The organism is Thiomicrorhabdus sp. Milos-T2 (assembly GCF_000702325.1).
Lineage (GTDB): Bacteria > Pseudomonadota > Gammaproteobacteria > Thiomicrospirales > Thiomicrospiraceae > Thiomicrorhabdus.
Genome location: NZ_KL370892.1, coordinates 21887 through 42946 on the forward strand (window position 1 = coordinate 21887; position 21060 = coordinate 42946).

The 21060-nt window shown below is 38.6% G+C and carries 21 protein-coding genes; 16 read left to right on the top strand and 5 right to left on the bottom strand.

The features are described 5' to 3' along the window. The first annotated feature begins 17 nt into the window (after positions 1 to 17). Positions 18 to 1415 carry an MBL fold metallo-hydrolase RNA specificity domain-containing protein gene (locus BS34_RS0110070; RefSeq protein WP_029408389.1) on the top strand — a complete coding sequence of 466 codons (1398 nt, stop codon included), beginning with the start codon at positions 18 to 20 and terminating at the stop codon, positions 1413 to 1415. Positions 1416 to 1994: 579 nt separating this feature from the next. Here BS34_RS0110070 and rdgB read toward each other — a convergent pair. Then, a complete protein-coding gene (gene rdgB, locus BS34_RS0110075; protein WP_029408390.1) occupies positions 1995 to 2606 on the bottom strand; it encodes an RdgB/HAM1 family non-canonical purine NTP pyrophosphatase in 612 nt (203 codons plus the stop codon). 293 nt (positions 2607 to 2899) lie between these two features. Here rdgB and BS34_RS0110080 point away from each other — a divergent pair, with 293 nt between their 5' ends. The 5 genes from BS34_RS0110080 (at position 2900) to adk (ending at position 8859) form a co-directional block, all read left to right on the top strand. Continuing rightward, positions 2900 to 3817 carry a YicC/YloC family endoribonuclease gene (locus tag BS34_RS0110080; protein ID WP_038126691.1) on the top strand — a complete coding sequence of 306 codons (918 nt, stop codon included), beginning with the start codon at positions 2900 to 2902 and terminating at the stop codon, positions 3815 to 3817. A gap of 279 nt (positions 3818 to 4096) precedes the next feature. Next, the gene (locus BS34_RS0110085; RefSeq protein ID WP_029408392.1) at positions 4097 to 4306 is read left to right on the top strand and encodes a hypothetical protein; all 210 of its coding nucleotides are present in this window, start codon (positions 4097 to 4099) and stop codon (positions 4304 to 4306) included. A 399-nt stretch (positions 4307 to 4705) separates the two neighbouring features. Then, complete coding sequence (locus BS34_RS0110090; RefSeq protein ID WP_029408393.1) at positions 4706 to 7156, top strand: penicillin-binding protein 1A; 2451 nt, start codon at positions 4706 to 4708, stop codon at positions 7154 to 7156. Between the two features lie 25 nt (positions 7157 to 7181). Then, positions 7182 to 8117 carry a fructosamine kinase family protein gene (locus BS34_RS0110095; protein WP_051640840.1) on the top strand — a complete coding sequence of 312 codons (936 nt, stop codon included), beginning with the start codon at positions 7182 to 7184 and terminating at the stop codon, positions 8115 to 8117. Between the two features lie 94 nt (positions 8118 to 8211). Then, a complete protein-coding gene (gene adk / locus BS34_RS0110100; protein WP_029408395.1) occupies positions 8212 to 8859 on the top strand; it encodes an adenylate kinase in 648 nt (215 codons plus the stop codon). A gap of 118 nt (positions 8860 to 8977) precedes the next feature. Here the strand turns inward: adk and BS34_RS0110105 are convergent, their stop codons facing one another. After that, entirely contained in the window at positions 8978 to 10192 is a 1215-nt protein-coding gene (locus BS34_RS0110105) for a multidrug effflux MFS transporter (protein ID WP_029408396.1), read from the bottom strand. Between the two features lie 94 nt (positions 10193 to 10286). Here BS34_RS0110105 and BS34_RS0110110 point away from each other — a divergent pair, with 94 nt between their 5' ends. The 10 genes from BS34_RS0110110 to BS34_RS0110160 all read left to right on the top strand — a co-directional run bounded on the left by BS34_RS0110110 (position 10287) and on the right by BS34_RS0110160 (position 19415). Continuing rightward, entirely contained in the window at positions 10287 to 11090 is an 804-nt protein-coding gene (locus BS34_RS0110110; protein WP_199774099.1) for a fatty acid desaturase family protein, read from the top strand. A gap of 517 nt (positions 11091 to 11607) precedes the next feature. Continuing rightward, positions 11608 to 12087 carry a hypothetical protein gene (locus tag BS34_RS0110115; protein WP_029408398.1) on the top strand — a complete coding sequence of 160 codons (480 nt, stop codon included), beginning with the start codon at positions 11608 to 11610 and terminating at the stop codon, positions 12085 to 12087. 68 nt (positions 12088 to 12155) lie between these two features. Continuing rightward, positions 12156 to 13298, top strand: a complete 1143-nt coding sequence (locus BS34_RS0110120; protein ID WP_029408399.1) for an outer membrane beta-barrel protein — start codon at positions 12156 to 12158, stop codon at positions 13296 to 13298. 43 nt (positions 13299 to 13341) lie between these two features. After that, the gene (locus BS34_RS0110125; protein WP_029408400.1) at positions 13342 to 13890 is read left to right on the top strand and encodes a polysaccharide biosynthesis/export family protein; all 549 of its coding nucleotides are present in this window, start codon (positions 13342 to 13344) and stop codon (positions 13888 to 13890) included. Continuing rightward, positions 13891 to 16134, top strand: coding sequence for a GumC family protein (locus tag BS34_RS0110130; RefSeq protein WP_029408401.1), 2244 nt, complete (start codon positions 13891 to 13893; stop codon positions 16132 to 16134). Between the two features lie 42 nt (positions 16135 to 16176). Beyond that, positions 16177 to 16899 (top strand): tyrosine-protein phosphatase, encoded by a 723-nt coding sequence (locus BS34_RS0110135; protein WP_029408402.1) that lies wholly within the window; start codon positions 16177 to 16179, stop codon positions 16897 to 16899. A gap of 732 nt (positions 16900 to 17631) precedes the next feature. Then, complete coding sequence (locus BS34_RS0110140) at positions 17632 to 17889, top strand: type II toxin-antitoxin system Phd/YefM family antitoxin (protein ID WP_029408403.1); 258 nt, start codon at positions 17632 to 17634, stop codon at positions 17887 to 17889. Next, positions 17886 to 18149 (top strand): type II toxin-antitoxin system mRNA interferase toxin, RelE/StbE family, encoded by a 264-nt coding sequence (locus tag BS34_RS0110145; RefSeq protein ID WP_029408404.1) that lies wholly within the window; start codon positions 17886 to 17888, stop codon positions 18147 to 18149. Before BS34_RS0110140 ends, BS34_RS0110145 begins: the two co-directional genes overlap by 4 nt. Before the next feature lie 160 nt (positions 18150 to 18309). After that, positions 18310 to 18654, top strand: a complete 345-nt coding sequence (locus BS34_RS13050; protein ID WP_051640842.1) for a hypothetical protein — start codon at positions 18310 to 18312, stop codon at positions 18652 to 18654. 35 nt (positions 18655 to 18689) lie between these two features. Further along, positions 18690 to 19415, top strand: a complete 726-nt coding sequence (locus BS34_RS0110160; RefSeq protein ID WP_029408405.1) for a hypothetical protein — start codon at positions 18690 to 18692, stop codon at positions 19413 to 19415. A gap of 360 nt (positions 19416 to 19775) precedes the next feature. Here BS34_RS0110160 and BS34_RS12700 read toward each other — a convergent pair whose 3' ends face one another. The 3 genes from BS34_RS12700 to BS34_RS0110170 form a co-directional block, all read right to left on the bottom strand. Further along, complete coding sequence (locus tag BS34_RS12700) at positions 19776 to 20165, bottom strand: RES domain-containing protein (protein ID WP_051640843.1); 390 nt, start codon at positions 20163 to 20165, stop codon at positions 19776 to 19778. 33 nt (positions 20166 to 20198) lie between these two features. Further along, the gene (locus BS34_RS12705; RefSeq protein ID WP_158661005.1) at positions 20199 to 20399 is read right to left on the bottom strand and encodes a hypothetical protein; all 201 of its coding nucleotides are present in this window, start codon (positions 20397 to 20399) and stop codon (positions 20199 to 20201) included. A 71-nt stretch (positions 20400 to 20470) separates the two neighbouring features. Beyond that, positions 20471 to 20824: an MbcA/ParS/Xre antitoxin family protein gene (locus BS34_RS0110170; RefSeq protein ID WP_029408406.1), complete on the bottom strand. Its 354-nt coding sequence runs from the start codon at positions 20822 to 20824 to the stop codon at positions 20471 to 20473. Between the last annotated feature and the right edge of the window lie 236 nt (positions 20825 to 21060).

Consider the following 21060-nt stretch of genomic DNA (forward strand, 5'->3'; position numbering starts at 1 on the left):
TCCTCTAAGGAGCTATTATGACGCTAATTCAATCTTTTGGTGCAGCACAGACGGTAACCGGCTCTTGCCATCTTTTACAAACTAAACACGGACCAAATATCTTAATTGATTGCGGAATGTTTCAAGGCAGAACGCCCTACCACTCTAGCGACCCTTTTGGGTTTGACCCTAAAGAAGTTGATATTCTTCTTATTAGCCATGCCCATTTAGACCATGTAGGCCGAATTCCTAAACTGGTAAAAGAAGGTTTTAATGGAAAAATTGTAGCCACAAGAGCCACTCTTGAACTGGCTGAAGTGGTACTTTTGGATAGCGCCAAAATTGCCGAAGAAGACTACAGAACCGCACTTAAAAAAGCATTACGACGTGGGGAAGAAGATTCCGTTAGAAAACCCATTTACACCCTTGATGATGCAAGAGCCGTATTTGATTTAACCATTCAGTACGCTCAATATAATGACATCATAAAGCTAACTCAAAACGTCACCGCAACCTTTAGAAATGCAGGACATATTCTAGGATCATCAACCATTCAAATTGATTTCCAAGAAAAGGAACAAGTTAAAACCATTGTTTTTAGCGGAGATTTGGGTAATCAAACAGATACAGCCATGCCAGCCCCAGAGGCCGTCAAAAAAGCCAATGCACTCTATATAGAGTCAACCTATGGCGATAGAGACCACCGCTCATTAGATGAGAGTGACGATGAATTTAAAAGCGTCATCAAAAACACCTTAATCAATCAAGGTAATGTCATTATTCCCTCGTTTGCCATTGAGCGCACTCAAGAGATATTAATTCTGTTAAAACAGATGTATTACAACGATGAACTTCCAAACTGCAAAGTATTTTTAGATTCCCCCATGGCTATAAAAGCCACTAAAATTTATGACCAACATCACAAAGACTTAAATAAAGACGCTAGAGAACTATTTGATAAAGATGGTTCAGTGTTTGATTTTCCATACTTGCAATACACAGAAAAAGGCGCAGATTCAATGTTAATCAATGATATTGAAAGCGGTTGTATTATTATTGCCGGTAGTGGAATGTGCAGCGGTGGGCGAATTTTACATCACATGAAACATCGGTTATGGAACCCTCGTAATAGTCTTTTATTTGTCGGCTATCAAGCCGTGGGAACCTTAGGTCGTATTTTAGTAGATGGTGCAGAAGAGATTCGTATTTATCATGAAAAAATCAAAGTCCGCGCCAATATTCACATGATTAACGGTTTTTCAGCCCATGCAGACCAATCTGATTTATTACACTGGATGAGTGAATTTAAAACGTTAGACAAAGTCTTTTTAGTTCACGGAGAACCCGATAAACAAGCCATATTCAAACAAGCCATACAACAAAAACTTCACAAAACGGTACATATTGTTGAACATGCTGAAGAGATTTGGGTGTAAAAACTCGATTAAAACCTAGGTTAAGTTGTAAAAAATTAAATTTAATCTGGCAAGACAACAGTTAATTACTAATCTAACTTGAAAAAAATTCATTATCAGATTTGAGTTATTTTCCACTTTTTTGATGCTTAATATTGAAGCTTGGGCAAACGCCTAAAGTCCCCTTGTAATAAATGGTGCAAGGTTCTTAGCGTAGTGAACGATTAAAAAACGCTGCTGTTTCTCGTCTCTACAGCCGAGTTCTTCGTTTGAGCGTAGCGAGTTCAGCGTTTTCAGTTCACAAGCTTAGAACTTGCCCATTTATGGAGCGGGGTTTGTTTTTTGGTTACTTTTTGCCAAATTGCAAAAAGTAACGGGAAGCCTGAGTGACAATATTTAAGGCAAAGGCTAATATTTATAAAGGCTTCTCAATTGCTGTACTGTGAAGTGACCCCAATAAGTTGGACAGCATGGTAAGATCTATGTTTCAAACCTAGATTTTATTCAAAGAATGAATCTGTATAAGTGCTCTCCCCTTATAAAATAGAGCACTACATGCTTAAAGTTGACTCTTGCAAAGGTATTTTAATGAACCAAAAATCAAGCGCCGCGTCTTAATTGCATTACCAATGCATTTAGAGCTTGAGCACGGTGACTGACTTGGTTTTTTTGTGTTTTTGGCATTTGTGCCGCTGTTTTAGCAAACTCCTCTACCCAAAAAATAGGGTCATAACCAAAACCGCCATCGCCTTGCTTTTCAGTCAAAATTTCACCATACCAACGCCCTAAACCAATAATAGGCGTTGGGTCTTGTACATGTTCAACATAAACCATCGCACAGTAATAACTGGCTTGGCGCTGTTCTGCGGGTTTACCGTCTAATTCACTTAACAATTTCTGTATATTTGTTTCATCACAGGTCTTATCACCATAAAGGTCTTGCGAATAACGTGCAGAATAAATACCAGGACGACCCTGCAAAGCAGAAACTTCAATACCAGAGTCATCTGCAATGGCTGGCAAGCCGGTTTTATCTGACGCATAACGCGCTTTTAAAATCGCATTTTCAATAAAACTTAACCCGGTTTCATCGGCCTCGCTATCAAAAAACTCAGACTGCGGCTTAACGTCCCAGCCATGCGGCTCCAAAATATCAGATATTTCACGCAATTTACCGGCATTACCGGTTGCCAAAACCACCGTTTGAGTCATAGTGTTTCCTTTTTATTATAAAGCTTGTTAAATTGGTTAAGTTGGTCTCATTATAAAAAACCTAAAGAGACCATTGCACGAGATAGGTGCGAAAGAAAAATGAGAGAAAATTTGCCTGATTGCGGCGGAAAACGCAGGGAATAGCTAGCTATTCGCAAGTTTTTCAACAAAAATCAGGTGAATTTTAACCATTTTTACTCGTGCATTCTCTCGTGCAAAGGTCTCCAAAACAATAATATTTCGCATAATCCTATTTAAACCGATCAAAACAGACAAAAAAGATAAAACAAGCTATGCAAAAAAAATACAACGCTAAAAGCATGACAGCCTTTGCACGTACTCAAGAAAACACCTCTCTTGGACGTTTCAGCTGGGAGATTCGTTCCGTTAATCAACGTTATCTGGAAATCAACCCTCGCTTACCAGATGCGTTTAGGCACCTTGAACCTGACATTCGCAACCTGTTAAAAAAACAGATTGCTCGCGGCAAAATAGATATTAGCTTAAGTTTTGAAAATAGCCATAATGACAATAAAATGCAGGTTAATCAAACGGTTTTACAGCCGCTGACCCAAGCAATTAATGAAGTACAGCAATCAATAATAGAGGCAACCCAAGTCAATCCATTAGAAATTCTAAAATGGCCGGGTGTTTTACAAACCAATACCCATGATGAAGATGCCCAAAAGTTACAAAAGGCGCTCGATTCAGAACTGCTTAATGCCTTACAAACTGCCACTACATTGTTTAATGAAAACCGTTTGCGTGAAGGCCAGGCCTTAGCAGAACTCATAAACAATCGTTGCCAAAGCATCTCTAAACAAATTCAAAACTTAGAGCCACAACTTGAAGAAATTCTACAGAGACATATCGATAAACTGACACAACGCATTAAAACCTTAACAGAACAATTAGATGAGGGGCGTTTTCACCAAGAAATTGCCATCCTTGCGCAAAAGATGGATATTTTCGAAGAAATTGATCGTTTAAAGACTCATATTATTGAGGTTAAACACATCCTTTCTACCCAGCCAGACCAAAACAATAAAATTTTACCCATTGGCCGTCGTTTAGACTTTTTAATGCAAGAACTCAATCGTGAAGCCAACACCTTAGGATCAAAATCCATAGACACTCAAATTTCACAAACCAGTGTGGAACTTAAGGTACTGATTGAGCAAATGAGAGAACAAGTTCAAAACATTGAATAACCAAAAAAACTCATTAAACTGAAAAAATAAATCATAGCTTTTACTTATTGAGACCTTTGCACCCAATGACATAAACACAAGTCGGAGATTTTAAGAATAAAGTAGCATCATCACTTTTTTAACCATTCATCGATTCCTTCAAAGGTCTCTTATAAACTTAGCTTGTAAAAGTTGATATAAATCAATCTTACTCATGTAAATTAATTGAATTTTCCCTTAAATGTAAGTATAGTTCGAGATGTTAAAAAACAAAAAAACTTCTAGCTGAGGCATTAAATCATGAATAACTTTGTAAATATGTTACTTGTTATCGTTGCAACTGTGGTGATTCCACTTGCAGTATTATTAGGTATTTGGGCAGATATTCTGCCTCAAACAGTTCAAATCGCAATTGGTCTTGCAGGCGTAGGATTAGCTGCCGCGTTTATCATTGTTGGTAACTTATACCTAATGTGGAGCGACATCAAAACAGGTCGTTATAGCAAATAAGCTGCTGATTACAGATTTTTGCTAAAAAGCCCAGCCTAGCTGGGCTTTTTTGTATCTAAAAGACAAGCCTGCCCAATCCTCTTCTTAGGTAAATCAAAATTAAACTTTGCCTAAACTATACAAATACTGCGCTTATAAGCATGAGTTAAGTTCATTAAGTTCATTAAGCTATGATTTTCTAATCGATTTTATTTATTCTTTTAATCTTCGTGTCTTTGTGGTTAATTTTTACAATACTGAATAATCAATCACAAAATATGAATACCCTTAAAATCCTTTCTCTATTTACTACCCAATAACGCTATAATACCCAAAAATTTTCATATAAAAACAACTAAGTTATCCTGCGTTTTTTGTTTGTATTTAATATAAGCGCGGGATACTAGACAGAGCCATTACATGAGTGAAATAGACGTTCAAGTTAAAAATGATTCTCCGAGTGAAACCGATAACACTCAACAAACTCCACCGTCAAAGCCGCCTAAAAAGAAATCTCGCTGGCTGTTATGGCTATTTGCCATTAACGTTATCTCATTCAGTGCCTTAGCGATTGCCGCCGCAACTTATTACTATGTAACGGTTTACCCTACTCTACCTGACACCGCTGAACTTAAAGAGGTCAGCTACCAAGTTCCTCTACGTATCGTGACGCAAGACAATAAATTAATCAGTGAAATTGGAACCAAAAAACGTTTACCCCTAGAGTATTCTGAAATTCCTGAAAGAATGACTCAAGCCATTATCTCTTCTGAAGATGAGAATTTTTTTGAACATGGCGGCGTAGATTATAAAGGTCTTGGAAGAGCTGTTTTTGAGCTGGTAACGACGGGTAAAAAGAAGTCAGGTGGTTCCACGATTACCATGCAGGTTGCACGTAACTTTTTCTTAAGTAAAGAGAAAACCTATCTTCGTAAACTCAATGAAATTATACTCTCTTATAAAATCGAACATGATTTCAGTAAACAAGAGATATTAGCCCTTTACTTAAATAAAATCTTTTTAGGTTATCGCTCTTACGGTGTTGCGGCTGCCGCACAAACTTACTATGGCCGTAACATCAACGAGTTAACTCTAGATGAATATGCAATGATAGCAGGGCTTCCCAAAGCCCCTTCTGCCTATAACCCTATTGCTAATCCAAGCCGCGCCAAATTGCGACGTAACTATGTGTTACGCAGAATGCATGACCTCAACTTTATAACTGAAGAAGAGATGGTTACCGCTCAAGCCATTGAAGTGCACGCTAGAAAACATGCCTCAATTATTGATGTTGAAGCCGACTATGTCGCTGAAATGGCACGTTCATTCGCCTTAGAAAAATTTGGTATAGAGGCCTTAAATAATGGATTAACCATTGTGACCTCTATTGACAGTAAGCTACAAGCTCAAGCTAATTTATCGGTTCGTGATGGCTTACAACGTTATGAACGTCGTCACGGTTATCGTGGTCCTATTACTAACGTCGATTTAACCACCTTCGAAGATGAAGATAAACTGTTAGAAAAACTAAAAAACACCCCTAACTATGGTGATCTTAAAGTAGGCGTAGTCACCGGCTTTGCCAAAACGGATACTAAAGTCTTAATGGAAACCGGTGAGCAGTTAGTTTTACCTTTTAATAAAATGACCTGGGCCGCTGAGTACAAGAGCGTAAACCATAAAGGCAAAACCCCAAAAAAACCGCAACAATTTCTTAAAGCGGGTGACCTCATTTACCTACAGTGGTTTGAAAACCAGTGGCAACTTGCGCAAGACCCTAAAACCGAATCGGCTCTTATATCCATTGATTCAAAAGACGGACGCATCTTAGCGTTAGTGGGAGGCTACGACTTTTTCAGAAGTAAGTTTAACCGTGTTCTACAGGGTCGTCGTCAAGTCGGTTCAAACATTAAACCTTTCTTGTATTCAGCCGGCTTAGATAACGGACTGACCGCGGCTTCTACCATAAATGATGCACCGGTAGTGTTTCATGACCGCAACTTAGAAGATGTTTGGCGTCCCGAAAATTACTCTGGTCGTTTTTATGGTCCAACCCGTTTACGCAATGCTTTGGCGTTTTCACGTAATTTAGTCTCTATTCGCCTGTTACGTAAACTAGGGATTGATACCGCCTCTAAATATATTCAACGTTTTGGTTTTCCTGAAGAAGAAATCAATAAACACCGTGATTTATCACTCGCGTTAGGGAGTGTGCAATTTACCCCTTGGGAAGTGGCTCGAGCTTACGCCACCTTCTCAAACACCGGTTATTTAATTAATCCTTATTACATTAAAGAAGTCCGAGCGTTTGATGGTGAAATACTTTACAAAGCGGAGCCTAAAGTAGCCTGCACTGACAATCAATGTGTTGCCGGAGACGAAGAACACAATGCACCTCGCATTATTGAAGAACGTAACGCCTATATTATGGACACCATCATGCAAGATGTGATTCGTATTGGTTCAGGTAAAAAAGCCAAAGCACTTAAACGTAAAGACATTGCAGGTAAAACGGGAACTACCAATGATCAAAAAGATGCTTGGTTCTCAGGCTTTAACTCCAATATAGTCACCACCGTTTGGGTAGGATTTGATAGCCCAAAAACGCTTGGTCGTAGTGAAGTAGGTGGGCGAGCGTCTTTACCGACTTGGATGGAATATATGGAGTTAGCGCTAAAACCTTATCCAAATATTCCCTTTACCCAACCTGATGGCTTAGTCAATATTCCAATTGACCGAGAAACTGGGCAAGCTGTTCCAAAGAGCACCCCTGGAGCGATAATGGAGATATTCCGTGAAGAAAATGCTCCAGAGATTCCAAGCGTTTCTCAAAAACAAATTGAAGACATTACAGAAGACCTGTTTTATTAGAGACATTTGAACACAAGGGCAATCTATGAACTGGTTAACTTTTTCTAAAACACTCAGTCAACAGCTTAACCAGAACATAGTCATTCAAACCGCTCATGCTGTAAGCGGCGGCGACATTCATCAATCGTTTCATTTACACACCAACCAAGGTAACTTGTTTCTTAAGCTTAACCAAGCTCACCTATTACCCCTATTTGAAACTGAAGCTCACAACCTTAATGCCATTTCGCAGTCACAAAGCATACGTTGCCCTAAAGTGTTGGGCTATGGTCTTTTTGAAAATGGTCAATCCCACCAGGCCTGGTTACTTATGGAATACCTTGATTTAACCCATCAAGGTGATGATGCTCAACGAGGCAAAGACTTAGCATTAATGCATCATCAAGTCTACAAAGCAACCCAACCCTTTGGTTGGTTTGAAAATAACTATATTGGTCATACCTTACAGCACAACCAATGGCATTCAAGCTGGGTCAGCTTTTACGGACAACAACGCTTAAAACCCCAGTTCGAGCTTGCGCAACTTAGAGGTGCAAACACCGAACTTTTTACGCAAGGGCAAAAACTAATCGCAGAACTCCCCTTTTGGTTTAAAAGCTATGAACCTCAATCCTCATTACTACATGGTGATTTATGGGCAGGAAACAGCGCCTTTAGCAAAGACGGAACTCCAGTCATTTTTGACCCCGCTTGCTACTATGGAGATCGAGAAACCGATTTAGCCATGACCGAACTGTTTGGCGGCTTTAGCCCCGAATTTTATGCTGGCTATAATCAAGTGTTTCCCTTAGATGCAGGTTATGCACAGCGAAAGCCACTTTATAATCTCTATCACATTCTAAATCACTACAATTTATTTGGCGGGCACTATCAACAGCAAGCATTACAACTTGTTAACGCCCTACTCAAACAAGCACAAGCAAATACACATACAAGTGCGCATACATGTGCAAAACACTAGGCCATAAAGCCTAAAGCAGTTAATCTTTTATGCCTTGCAGAAAAACCGTATAATACCGCCAACTTATTTTTAACTTCAAATCTAGGATTTTCTAATGAAATTCATTCTATTAGGTGCGCCAGGTGCCGGTAAAGGGACTCAAGCGCAGTTCTTAACTAAGCAGTTCAATATTCCTCAAATTTCAACGGGCGATATGCTTCGTGCGGCAATTAAAGCAGGAACCGAATTAGGTAAACAAGCTAAAGCGGCGATTGATGCGGGACAACTTGTAACAGATGAAATTATCATTGGAATGGTTAAAGAACGTATTGCTGAACCAGATTGTGCCAACGGGTTCTTACTAGATGGTTTCCCTCGTACCGTTCCACAAGCAGATGCGCTTGCTGAAGCCGGTGTTGAAATCGATGCTATTATTGAAATTGATGTTCCGGATGAAGAGATTGTAAACCGTATGTCTGGTCGTCGTGCTCACCTAGCATCTGGCCGTACTTATCACATTGTTTACAACCCACCAAGAGTAGAAGGCAAAGATGACCAAACGGGTGAAGATTTAGTTCAACGTGATGACGATAAACCTGACGTCGTTAAAGACCGCCTAAATGTTTACCATAAACAAACGGCTCCGTTAATTAACTACTACACTGAAGTAGCCGCTAAAAATCCAGCTCTTAAATACATTAAAGTAGATGGTACACAGCCAATTGATTCAGTTGAAAAAGCAATTATTGAAAACCTTAAATAATCTTATTTAAGCATTACATTTGTAGAAAAAACCGGTTGAGCTACTCGTGTTTGACCGGTTTTTCTGTATGAACTCTGTATTAACGATGTATTAACTAGTTTGCACAAGATTATAAAGACTAAACCTTCTTAGCCACATTTATCCACAATATAACCGCAACAAACCACATAACAAACATTGCCAAAGCCATTTCAACAAGCGATTCATGCACAAAAGGCACAACAAATATCGCAATAATAGAAGCCATTCCCATCTGCAATAAACTTTGTAAAGAAGCTGCCATGCCACGTTTAGTCGGCAAACAATCTAAAGCTAAAATAGACAGCACCGGAAAGCTCATCGACATAGCAAAGGCATAAAGACTTAAAAATGGAATGATGGTAAACACACTCGGCTCCAACCATAGACTACTCAACAACCCCATTAACGCCGCCAAACCGGTTACCACATAAGAAAAGTAAGCGATATGATTAGGAGCATAACGCCCAGTAATTCTGTGCACCGTCATAGAGCCCAGCATCATACCGCCCACCATCGGCACAAACTGTAACCAAAAATCTTCTGCTTGCAGTTTTAAATGATCAAACATCAAACTCGCAGACCCGGCAATATAAACAAACATCCCAGCAAAAAGTAACGCTTGCGCAAACACTAACTTAATAAATAAAGGATGCTTAAGGCTATGCCAATAAGAGCTTATTAATGCCTTTGGCGCAATGGATTGCGCATGATCTGGGTGTTGTGTTTCAACAATAAAAAACACTAAAATTAAAATGGTTAACAAACCATAAAGACTTAAAAACCAAAAAATACTTTCCCAATCAAACCAAGTTTGTAAGTAGCCACCAATAATGGGCGCAATTGCAGGCGCTATCGCAAAAAACATCATAATTAACGCCATATTCTTTTGCGCTTCTTGCGGTGGGAAATAATCTCTTACCATCGCTCTAGCGGCAATAATCACGCCACCAGCCAACATTCCTTGAAACACCCTAAAAATCATAAAGCCATCAAAACTCGGGGATAAAGCACAGCCCACAGAAGCTAATCCAAAGCCAAACAAAGAAACCATGGCCACATATTTACGACCAAATCGATCTGCTAAAGGTCCCCAAAATAGCGTTGTAATTGCAAAGGTTGCTAAATACGCCCCCATTGAAGAACTCAATAACTCGCGCGAAACACCATAGTAATTCTCAATAGCTGGAAAAGAGGGAATATAAGTATCAATTGAAAATGGCGCAATCATGCTCGCCATAGAAGCAAACAAAATCAACCAAAATTTAGACATGGTTTTTGCCTGCTGATTAGCCGATTTATTGCCTGCCGTCATAATTTTCCTTAGTACTCATTTAATGCTAAATTAGTGTTAATGCTGTCAATCAGTTAGGATACGTTTTTTTGTTATCTCGTATTCTGGAATTTCATTGTTTAAACACTCTGCTGACCGCCTACCCGTCATCTTAATTTTATTAATCTCATTAGTCGATTTTATTGTTTATTTTGAACTACAAAATATCTGGATCTTAGTCGGTTTTTGGTTATTAATGATTATACCCAAAGGCATTATTTCTGCATGGAACCATCACCATCAACACTGCCATGTATTCAAAGGTAAAACACTGAATCGAATTTTAGAATTCTTTTATGCCTTGCATACGGGGGTAACCACTAACCTATGGGTGTTGCATCACAACCTAGGACATCACCGTAACTTTTTAGATCAAGAAAAAGACGAAAGCCGCTGGAAACGAACCGATGGCTCACAGATGGGAATGCTGGAATACACTCTTAACGTCACACTAACTGCCTACCCAAGAGGCTATAAAGTAGGCAAAAACTACCCTAAACTCCAACGTCAGTTTTTGGTTTTTGGAACCATTACATTAATACTGCTAGGAGTATTAACTTACCTAAATCCGGTTAACGCCCTATTTATATTTATATTGCCAATGATAGGCAGTCTAGCCTATACCTCATGGGCAACCTACGGCCATCACACCGGTTTAGAGAGCAGTGATCAATTTTGCAGCTCACACAACATTACTGACAAATGGTTTAACACCCTAACCGGAAACTTAGGCTTTCATACCGCGCACCATTTCAAACAAGGCGTGCACTGGTCAAAATTACCACAGTTACATGAAGAAATTAAACATAAAATCCCCACAGAATGTTTTAGACCCTCATTTTTTCAAAATATTGGCCGCTACCTCCCTATAGGCAAATAGCAACAATACAAACCTCAATGCATTCCACCAGGCCTGGTGGAATCAAAATAAATATCAGATTTTCTTCCCGTGTAATAAAACTTATCAAATATTAATAAAAATTAACAAATATTACACATACACATGTAAAAACTTCCATTAAGCTACACATTAACAAGAAGTAACAAAACTAATTGATATACATAAATAGCTTACAAAGCTGCATACCTAAGTAATTAAGTAATTAAGTAATTAAGTAATTACGCCAAAGTAGTTAATTGTAACCGGAGTTAAGTCTTTTTTGTAATAACTCATTATTTTTTAAGTAAAAAACAACTCCAGGTTGGCTTAAAAATAAGATAAATAAATTTGCTAATCAGTTTTTTCTTATATAAAATACGTATTTAATATCAATATACATCGATGTGTATTATGTAATTAATGAAAGTAAATGATGACATCACTTAAATTAAACAGCTTTAATTTAATAAATTTACATAAAACAAATTTAAACAAACAAATAATTAGGAGCACTAAAATGCGTAACATCTTAACTGTATTAGCGACTTCATTGCTGCTACTTGCAACCCATGCTAATGCAGACCAAAAAACTGTTGCATCGATTGAAAAAGCGGGAGGAACTTTAACTAAAGAAGAAGCCGCTGGTCTTAAAGACATTCAATGCAAAAAGCCCAATCCAAACAAAGAGTTTGTTGTATCTGAAAGCTGCCAAAGCCTAGTAGATAAAGTTGCTGAGCTTATTGCAAACTATTCTGCTGATGAAAACATGGTTAATGCAATTTTTACCGGTGCGGTTGAAGCTCATCCAGAGTTATCACAACAATTTGCCGATGCTTCAATCGCTGCATCGCCAGATAACGTTGCCCAAATTGCTTCACTCATGATTCAATTGGCGCCTACTGCAGCTGGTGGAGTAACAAATCCAACAGCAAACATCGCTGCAAACATACCAACGCCTGCCGCAGCTGGTGGTGGTACCTCATCTAGTCCAAACTAAATAAAATTCAAACTAAAACCCTACCCTGTTAAGCGCAGCTTTTCAGGGGTAATTGCGAGCAGAGCATTATGAATACGTATAAAAACCGACTCATTACGGCATTAACCCTAATCTATAGTGGTTCAAGCTACGCCTTAGATCCGGCTGCTATCGATTTTGAAGGTCTTGAAGTTACCCCTGCCGTAGAAATTTCAGGGACATACGATGACAACTATCAGGCTGTCAATAATGGACCAGATTCATGGATTACTGCAATTACTCCTGGTGTCTTAGTCACCGCTTATGGTGATAAAACACTTTATCAATTAAAATCAGGTATTAAATACGAACTTTATAGTGCTTCAAACGCAAAAGACCTAACAAGCTACTTTGTGACAGGTACAGCGACATTTAATTTTGATGTTCGCAATCAACTTGACATTGAAATTGGGCTTGATAAAACTGAAAGCGCCGCAAATGCCTTTGTTGCAAACACCATTAATAGCTTTAAACAGACTAATATTGGCGCCAGCTATGTTTATGGAGCTCCTTCTGCAACAGGCAACATAGAATTTGGTGTAAATCATGAAATCCACCGCTCAGGTAATGGTCTAAATTTAGACCGAGAAAGAGATTCAACTGCTTACAGAGCTGCATTCTTGTATAAAATTACAGATAAAACCAAACTAGTTGCAGAACTAAACGGATCAAGACATGATTACGTTACCAATACCGCATTAGACGCTACAAACATATCCTACTTACTCGGAGCAAGATGGGAAGCTACTGCAAAAACAACTGGACATGCAAAATTTGGTAGTGAAACCAAAGATTTTGATGATTCAAGTCGAGCTAACGCTAATTTAACAAAATGGGAAGCTAGTGTAGACTGGAGCCCTCTAACCTATTCAACCGTTACCTTAACAACCAACCAACAAATTGATGAAGGAAGCTACGGGGCTTCATACACAGACTCAGCCAATAATGGAATACAATGGAAGCACGATTGGGGCAGAGGTTACGCTAGCCAGGTTTCATTAAACAATAGAACCGATGATTACAATGGCATTCGAAAAGACACTACCAATTCAATTGGAGCTGGAATTACCTACAACATTAGACGTTGGGCGGATATTGCATTTGACTTCCAACATAGCGATAGAACATCAACAGACAGTACTCAAGAGTACAATCGAAATATCTATAAGTTAACATTTAATGTTGGCCTATAATATCAACATTAAAAATTCAACAACACAAATCTGGTAAAGCAATATGGCAAATTTTTTTCGCCTAATCATCACTCTAAACTTAATTCTAATGCCATCTATAGCTTGGTCCGCTGCAACACAAAACACGAATACTGATTACACACTCTCCTCGGGAGATGTCATATCGATTACCGTCTTTTCAGAAGAGGACTTAAGCCTTGAATCGATTAAACTTGATGAATCGGGAAGTTTTAGCTACCCATTCATAGGTCAAGTTAAAGCTGAAGGCTTAACCGCCTCGCAACTACAACAAAAAATAACCAAGGCTCTAACAGGGGATTACCTAGTTAAACCTCGTGTATCAGTCACTGTTTTAGAATATCGTCAGTTTTATATCAGCGGAGAAGTAAAAGATCCCGATGGCTATCCTTACCAACCAGGCCTTACCGTACGAAGAGCAATAGCATTAGCGGGAGGCTTAACAGAACGCGCCTCAGAAAGACGCATGACAATTATTCGGGAATCCGACGCTTCGAAAACACCCAAATATGTCGACATGGAAGACCTTGTTATGCCTGGCGACTCTATTACCATTGATCAAGGCTTCTTTTAAATGTCTACTAATTCGCAAATTCTTGAACAAAACCAAAATACCCCACTTAATAATGATGTCATCGACCTGCTCCCGTTAATAAAGTTAGTGTGGCGAAGAAAATGGCGGATTATAAGTCTAGTTTTTGTTGTCATGCTGCTAACAGCGTTAGTAGTCATGAGCATAGCTCCAACTTATCAAGCCTCAGCAACAATGCAAATTGAAGAAAAAGGTTCCAATGTTGTCTCTATTGAACAGGTATATGGTCTTGACGGCGGCAGTAGTGAGTATTTACAAACTCAATTTGAACTATTGAAATCAAGAGCTTTAGCGGAAAGTGTCGTTAAAGACTTAAACTTAACCACCCATAAAGAATTTGATCCCTCACAACAAGAACCCCCATTAATTGACATAAAAGGTTGGCTTAAAGACCTGAATGTAAAAAAATTAATTCCTGGAGTCACTCCAGAAGAATTAGAAGCCGAGCCACTACCGACAGAACAAGAAATTCTTGATGGTGTTGTCCAATCTTTTATGAAAAAAGTCTCCATTTCTCCAATAAAAAAGAGTCAATTAGTCGTTATCAAAGTAGATATGACAGACCCCGTTATGGCGGCAAAAGCGGCTAACAAACTAGGCGAAAACTTCATTAACAGCCAGTTAGATGCGGCAATGCAAGCCAGCATAACAGCTAGCACCTGGATGAATAGTCGTTTAGAAGAGCTAAAAATTAATCTTCAGAAATCAGAAAACAAGCTACAAGCCTTTAAAGAAAAAGAAGGTCTAATCGATGTTGATGGAATAGTCACTGTTTCCGCCAATGAACTTTCAGCAATCAACCAAAGACTCGTTGATGCCCGTAGTAAACGTGCCGAAGCGGAAAGCCAATATCGCCAAGTAAGAACGATTAAAAAGAATGACTGGCAAAAACTATCCAGCGTACCTGCGGTTTTAAGTAACCCCTTAATCCAAACATTTAAAGCAGAAGAAGCTCGCGCTAAAGCCAAAGTAGAAGAACTTTCAAAACGTTACGGGAAACGCCATCCTGCTATGCAAGCAGCCTTAAGTGATTTAAATGCGGCTCAAGCCAGCCTTAAATCTCAAGTTGCCCAAATTGTGGCAGGAATTAAGCGCAAATATCAAATTGCTGCCGCGAATGAATACTCATTAAAAAGTTCGGTAAAAGAGAATAAAGAACAGATTAAAGACATTTCAAAAAATGAATTTAAGCTTCGTGAACTTCAGAGAGAAGTAGATTCTAACCAAGCAATATTTGATACCTTTATGACTCGTTTAAAAGAGACGACAGCTACATCAGACCTAAACACAACCAATGCTCGTATTGTTGATCCAGCTGTTGTACCAAATGAGCCCATCAAACCCAAAAAGCCATTAATTGTGATTTTAGCGGGTCTTTTAACTGGGTTATTAGCAGTATTTTTAACGTTGTTATTTAATGCCCTAAATAATACCTTTAAAACAAGTGATGAAGTAGAACAAAAGCTCAACCTACCTGTTTTAGGTATTCTACCTTATATAAAACACACCTCTAAAGACCAAAAGGTCGCTCTAACTTTTCATAAAAATAGCGACAAAATCTTTACCGAATCCGTTAGAACCATTCGCACTAGTGTCATGCTATCTTCAATAGAAAGTCTTCATAAAGTAGTAGTAGTCACCTCTTCTGTACCTGGTGAAGGTAAAAGTACAGTATCCATTAACTTGGCAGATGCGATTAGCCAAATGGAAAACACCCTGCTTATAGAAGCAGATATGCGTCGCCCCACTATGTCAAAAATCCTGGGATTACCTCCTGGCACACCAGGCCTGGCAAATCTAATTGCGGGCAGCAACACATTTGAAGACTGCGTTAAATCTCTATATGGAGGTATAGACACCATTGTAGCGGGAGTGGTTCCGCCAAACCCTTTAGAGCTACTAGCTTCGGATCGTTTTAAAGAAATTCTCACTGATCTCTCAACCAAATATGAGCGAATCATAATCGACAGTCCTCCAATTCAAGCAGTGAGCGACTCAATTGTCCTCTCAACTTATGCAGACTCGGTTATTTATGTAGTCAAATCAGACGATACTAAAACTCAAACCGTTGTTAAAGGTGTAGGCAAATTATTACAAAATAACGCCCCTATTCGTGGAGTAATTCTTAACCAAGTCGATATCAAAAAAGCCAAAAAACAAGGATACTCTTATGAAGGTTACTACGATTATTATGGTTACAGTGACCCAAAATCTAAAAAAGCATAATTCACTTAACTTAAGTTAAGTTAAGTAAAGTTAGGTTAAATTATGTACGACCTACATAACCATCTTCTACCCGGCATTGACGATGGCGCACCAGACCTAGCAACTTCTATTGAACTTGCTAAAGTTGCCATCGAAGAAGGCTTCACCCATATGGTATGCACACCGCATATTCATCCTGGGAGATATGACAACACTCTTGATTCAATCGATAATGCCCTAAAGCAGTTTAAAGCCGAACTACAAACCCAAAAACTTAACCTACAAGTTAGTGCCGCCGCCGAAGTTCGTATTGGGCCAGAAATACTCCAAGCAGTAAAACTAAATACCCTGCCGTTTCTTGGCGAATGGAATAACCAAAACGTATTACTGCTTGAATTTCCCAATAACATGATTCCTATTGGTAGTGACAACCTAACAAAGTGGTTACTCTCCCAAAACATCGTACCAATCATTGCTCATCCAGAGCGTAATCAAGCCATTATCGACAACCCTAACAAACTAAAACCCTTTTTAGACCAAGGCTGCCTAACCCAACTTACCGCCAGTGCCTTAACCGGTAACTTTGGCATGCAATCAAAAGCATTTGCAGAACAACTTTTGTTAGAAGACAAAATCACAATAATGGCCACCGATGCTCACAATAAACGCTATCGCCGGCCTGTTATACAAGAAAGCCTACAAATAGCCATTGATTTAATCGGAGAAACCAAAGCAAAAAAACTAGTGCTAGACAACCCGATTGAAATCACCAAAAACAAATTTTAAACACTCTACGCGGTTAAACCCAAAAAAGGTCAAAACAAAGCTTATCCAGTCAAGCTGGATAATGACGTAATGAAAAGATTACCTGATAAAGTCGGGTAATGACGAACCACTAGACTGTCATTGCGAGGAGCAAAGCGACGTGGCAATCCATGAACACACACCATCATCCTCGAGCTTGAGAAACTCCGTCATCCTCGGGCTCGACCCGGGGATCTTGCAAAGGCATAGCAAACATCAAACTTAATCCCTGGATTACTACGCTTCACTCGTAATGACAAAAACAAAAAACTTCGCGTCTTCGTGACTTCGTGGTGAATCAATCCCGGCATGCTCAAGCCTGAACAACTCCGTCATCCTCGGGCTTGACCCGGGGATCTTACAAAGGCAAACACAGATTATCCAGTCAAGCTGGATAATGACGTAATGAAACAGATTACCAATCTAGTAACGTAATAACGAACCCTCAAACCGTCATTGCGAGGAGCAAAGCGACGTGGCAATCCATGAACACACACCGTCATCCTCGGGTTTAAGCAACTCCGTCATCCTCGGGCTCGGCCCGGGTTTCTTACAAAGGAAAACACAGATTACCCAGTCAAGCTGGATAATGACGTAATGAAAAAGGTTACCTGATCAAGTCGTGTAATAACGTAATAATAGAAATTATTTGATAAGTGTGGCGCAACAAAAAAATGGTACACTATTCGGTACATCAAGTAAAAGGATACCGTTATGCTAGTAACAGCAACCGAAGCTAGAAAAACTTTTTTTGAACTCATTAAACAAACCAACCAGCAACATGAAATTTTTGAGATCCAACACAAGTCTGGTAACGCCATAATCATGTCGGCTCAAGACTATGAAAGTTTACAAGAAACATTACACCTTTTGTCTCAGCCAGATTTTAAACAGAAGTTTAATCAATCTTTACAAGAAGCCGATGCAGGGCAGGTTTCAAGTTTTGAAGAAGTCTTTGGTGAGCCCTTGTGAGCTGTCAAAACTATCAAATTGAATTTACCAAACAAGCCCAAAAAGATATTACAAAGTTAAGCCCAAAACTCAAAAACAAACTAAAAGACATACTCAGAAATAAAATATCAATCATGCCTGAAACAGGCAAACCATTAGTTGGTGACTTAAAAGGCTACTATTCCGTTCGTTTGAGTTTTCAGGACCGTATTGTTTATAGAATAGAACATAATTGTTGCGTTGTATTAGTAGTACGCGCAAAAACGCATTATGAAGAATAGATTTAAATTAACAATTTAATTTTATCAACCATAAAACTTAGACCGTCCAAACAAGATAAGAGAAAGGCTTTTTAGCGAGTCCCACCCTTAATCTAAAACTGTTTGGCAAAGTCTAAAGCATTGGATTAATATAGAAACAAGCTAATTAGAAGATTTTGCAATGAGACTCGCAGATCATCAAATTCAAACTATCACAACAACTGTGCATCATTGTCTTGATGAGCAAGCACAAGTAAAACTGTTTGGATCCAGAACAGATGACAACGCAAAAGGTGGAGAAATTGATTTACTTCTCTATGCCGAATCTAAAGCCTTTAATCCACCACTTACACTAAGACTAGTTGAAGACCTAGAGCATGAACCAGACTTATCTTTAAGACTAGAAGCTTTTACAAGCCGATTTTGTCGACTACAAGATACGCTTGGAGATAAACTGTTACCTAATTTATTAGAAACCCTGCAAGAGCCTAAAAGTCCTTTTCTAGTTAACCTACAAAAAATCTGAAAAATATCAGAATAATCAGACAAAGATATAACAAAATGACAAGCAGCCATACACTACAAACCAAAGACAAAAAACTTAAAGCCATAAGCCTAATATTTATAGCAGGGCTGGTAATTTTTGTAAGCACTAAAATGCTACTCTCTAGCCTATACGGCTTACAAACCACTCTTTTTTTAGAAGATTGGCAAAACAAAGCCAAAATATCAGACCAAATCGCCTTTAAACCGATTGACCAGGCCTGGTCAAATGCCAATCAAGCTAGCCAAAAAGCCATTAACATGAGTCCTGTAAACAACGCCTTTTTACAAGAAAGTGCGGGCAAAATTTATCAATGGAAAACATACGATCAACCGTTCGGTAATCAAGCAAGTCAAAGCAATAGAGTACAAGCTTTAGAAGCCTTCAGAAAACAAACCAAAATTACGCCAAAATGGCCCAAAGCCTGGTTAAACCTATTAGCCGTTAAAATAGAATTAAACGAGTATGATAAAGAGTTCTATAACGCTTTTAATATGGCAAAAATAACCGCTAATCAAAATCCAGAAGTAAGCACTCAGTTCACACTACTAAGTATCCAGGCCTGGTCAAATGTAAACAACTCAGCCAAAAACCAAGTGCTAAAAAACATTATTAACGAAGCCGGCCTAGGCAAAAAACAAAGCCAAGACCTCAAGCCACTATTACAAGCCTATAACTTACTAGAAGTCAGCTGCATTTACGCAAGAGCCATCAAAGAAAACACCTACGAGTTGTGTAAATAAAAAACAGATTACATGACTTGATCGAGTAATGATGCCAAAGTTGAATAATGACGTTAGATATTATAGAAATGTAGCTTGTTTTGTAAAAAATTGGCTTATTGTGACTTGTTGAAATTTTGGCATGATGTATACCAAAAGAGTTCTCTTTTGATGTATGAGAAGTCGAAATTTTCAAACGGGTTCTTAACACTTCTACCTTAAGCGCAACTTGACTAAAGTTGATGGCCTTATGCTAGAAGTTTTTAAAACGAGGCAACATCATTTTTTAATTCGACATGAGACATGTCTATAATGAACTTTTTAATTTTTTTCATGACTCTATTTTAAGTTAACCAACTCCAAATGATCATTAAGACGGTCCTAATTACTTGGTACAGGCAATTCCCCATCAACCAAAAATTTCTCAATAGAAAACTCAGTGCTTTTATCTGGATAAGCTGAGCAGAAAAACAAAATACTATCAGAAGTCTGTTTAATTTCCCATTCAACCATTTCGTCAGGTTTTACACTTTTAATTGCGTCAATATCAAAAACGCCAATATCTTCAGCATGTGTACATCTGGCAGAGGTATAAGAAAACACTTGCACACCTTGCTCTCTCATTTGTTTGCCGGTTCTTTGAGATTTATTGTAGTCCTGTTTATCACATATAGATTTGTCACCCTTTAAATCCACAAAGCAATCAGATTCAATTCCAACACCAAACGAAGTCTTGTGATTAATAATAATATCCTCAAAAGGTTTAAGCATGCGGCTTGCAAAATAAAAAATATAAAAAGCAGACTAACACAAAGCACTATTTAAACTTAAACCTGCATAAAACAATGACGGCTCAAATCGTGTGGCAAAGCGTGAACCATGATTGAGAGGTGGATAACGAAAAGGGGTTTGAATTAAATAGTGACGCTCACCTGATTTAGGCTTCGTGTTGTCTATCAACGCTTCAAGCAAAGACTGCTCTTCAAAAGAATCGACAATCTTCATGGTAGCTACTTTCTCTTGAGATTCCACAATGCGATGGCCAGTTAATTGGCACTGGCTAAGTGAAAAAACTACTAAGCATGACCTCGCATTTCATCAAGGTACTGAACAACCTCAACTAAACCTATCCAACTTGCCATGATAGAGACAGGCTTCTGCTTTTGGAAATCTTGGTTCTCAGTATTAAGCCAATGATACATTGCCTTTTTAGAACCGCCAAACAAAGCATATAAAGAGCGATATACACGAATCAATAACAGAGCAGCTTCATATGATTTGTTCTCTTTCATGTCACCTTTTTTACCAATGCGAAACACAGTACTGGCATCCGCACCAATAATTCCACCCACAACTTCATTAGAAATTGAAAACTCTTCTTTAACATTCATTAAGGCTTTTGCAACCACTTGTGTTTTTTCAACTGTCATTCTTTTTTCCAGGTTGAGATTGTAGATTATCTTTTTTCAGATTAAAGCTTAGAGGCTATTTCTATAAGATCAATAACAGACTTTTGTGCTTAACTTAAAGGGTCTTGTTTATGTTTTAAGATTCACATAACCTTTAACTGATGATTCCTTAAGCAGGAGTTAATAACATGCTTCTAATATATAAACCTTAGTAAGCCGACCTTGACTAAGCCAGAAGGCAAACCGAATTCAGGATA

Coding starts and splice junctions, on each gene's coding strand:
- BS34_RS0110070 (WP_029408389.1), top strand. CDS start 18: ATGACGCTAATTCAATCTTTTGGTGCAGCACAGACGGTAACCGGCTCT.
- rdgB (WP_029408390.1), bottom strand. CDS start 2,606: ATGACTCAAACGGTGGTTTTGGCAACCGGTAATGCCGGTAAATTGCGT.
- BS34_RS0110080 (WP_038126691.1), top strand. CDS start 2,900: ATGCAAAAAAAATACAACGCTAAAAGCATGACAGCCTTTGCACGTACT.
- BS34_RS0110085 (WP_029408392.1), top strand. CDS start 4,097: ATGAATAACTTTGTAAATATGTTACTTGTTATCGTTGCAACTGTGGTG.
- BS34_RS0110090 (WP_029408393.1), top strand. CDS start 4,706: ATGAGTGAAATAGACGTTCAAGTTAAAAATGATTCTCCGAGTGAAACC.
- BS34_RS0110095 (WP_051640840.1), top strand. CDS start 7,182: ATGAACTGGTTAACTTTTTCTAAAACACTCAGTCAACAGCTTAACCAG.
- adk (WP_029408395.1), top strand. CDS start 8,212: ATGAAATTCATTCTATTAGGTGCGCCAGGTGCCGGTAAAGGGACTCAA.
- BS34_RS0110105 (WP_029408396.1), bottom strand. CDS start 10,192: ATGACGGCAGGCAATAAATCGGCTAATCAGCAGGCAAAAACCATGTCT.
- BS34_RS0110115 (WP_029408398.1), top strand. CDS start 11,608: ATGCGTAACATCTTAACTGTATTAGCGACTTCATTGCTGCTACTTGCA.
- BS34_RS0110120 (WP_029408399.1), top strand. CDS start 12,156: ATGAATACGTATAAAAACCGACTCATTACGGCATTAACCCTAATCTAT.
- BS34_RS0110125 (WP_029408400.1), top strand. CDS start 13,342: ATGGCAAATTTTTTTCGCCTAATCATCACTCTAAACTTAATTCTAATG.
- BS34_RS0110130 (WP_029408401.1), top strand. CDS start 13,891: ATGTCTACTAATTCGCAAATTCTTGAACAAAACCAAAATACCCCACTT.
- BS34_RS0110135 (WP_029408402.1), top strand. CDS start 16,177: ATGTACGACCTACATAACCATCTTCTACCCGGCATTGACGATGGCGCA.
- BS34_RS0110140 (WP_029408403.1), top strand. CDS start 17,632: ATGCTAGTAACAGCAACCGAAGCTAGAAAAACTTTTTTTGAACTCATT.
- BS34_RS13050 (WP_051640842.1), top strand. CDS start 18,310: ATGAGACTCGCAGATCATCAAATTCAAACTATCACAACAACTGTGCAT.
- BS34_RS0110160 (WP_029408405.1), top strand. CDS start 18,690: ATGACAAGCAGCCATACACTACAAACCAAAGACAAAAAACTTAAAGCC.
- BS34_RS12700 (WP_051640843.1), bottom strand. CDS start 20,165: ATGCTTAAACCTTTTGAGGATATTATTATTAATCACAAGACTTCGTTT.
- BS34_RS12705 (WP_158661005.1), bottom strand. CDS start 20,399: ATGAAGATTGTCGATTCTTTTGAAGAGCAGTCTTTGCTTGAAGCGTTG.
- BS34_RS0110170 (WP_029408406.1), bottom strand. CDS start 20,824: ATGACAGTTGAAAAAACACAAGTGGTTGCAAAAGCCTTAATGAATGTT.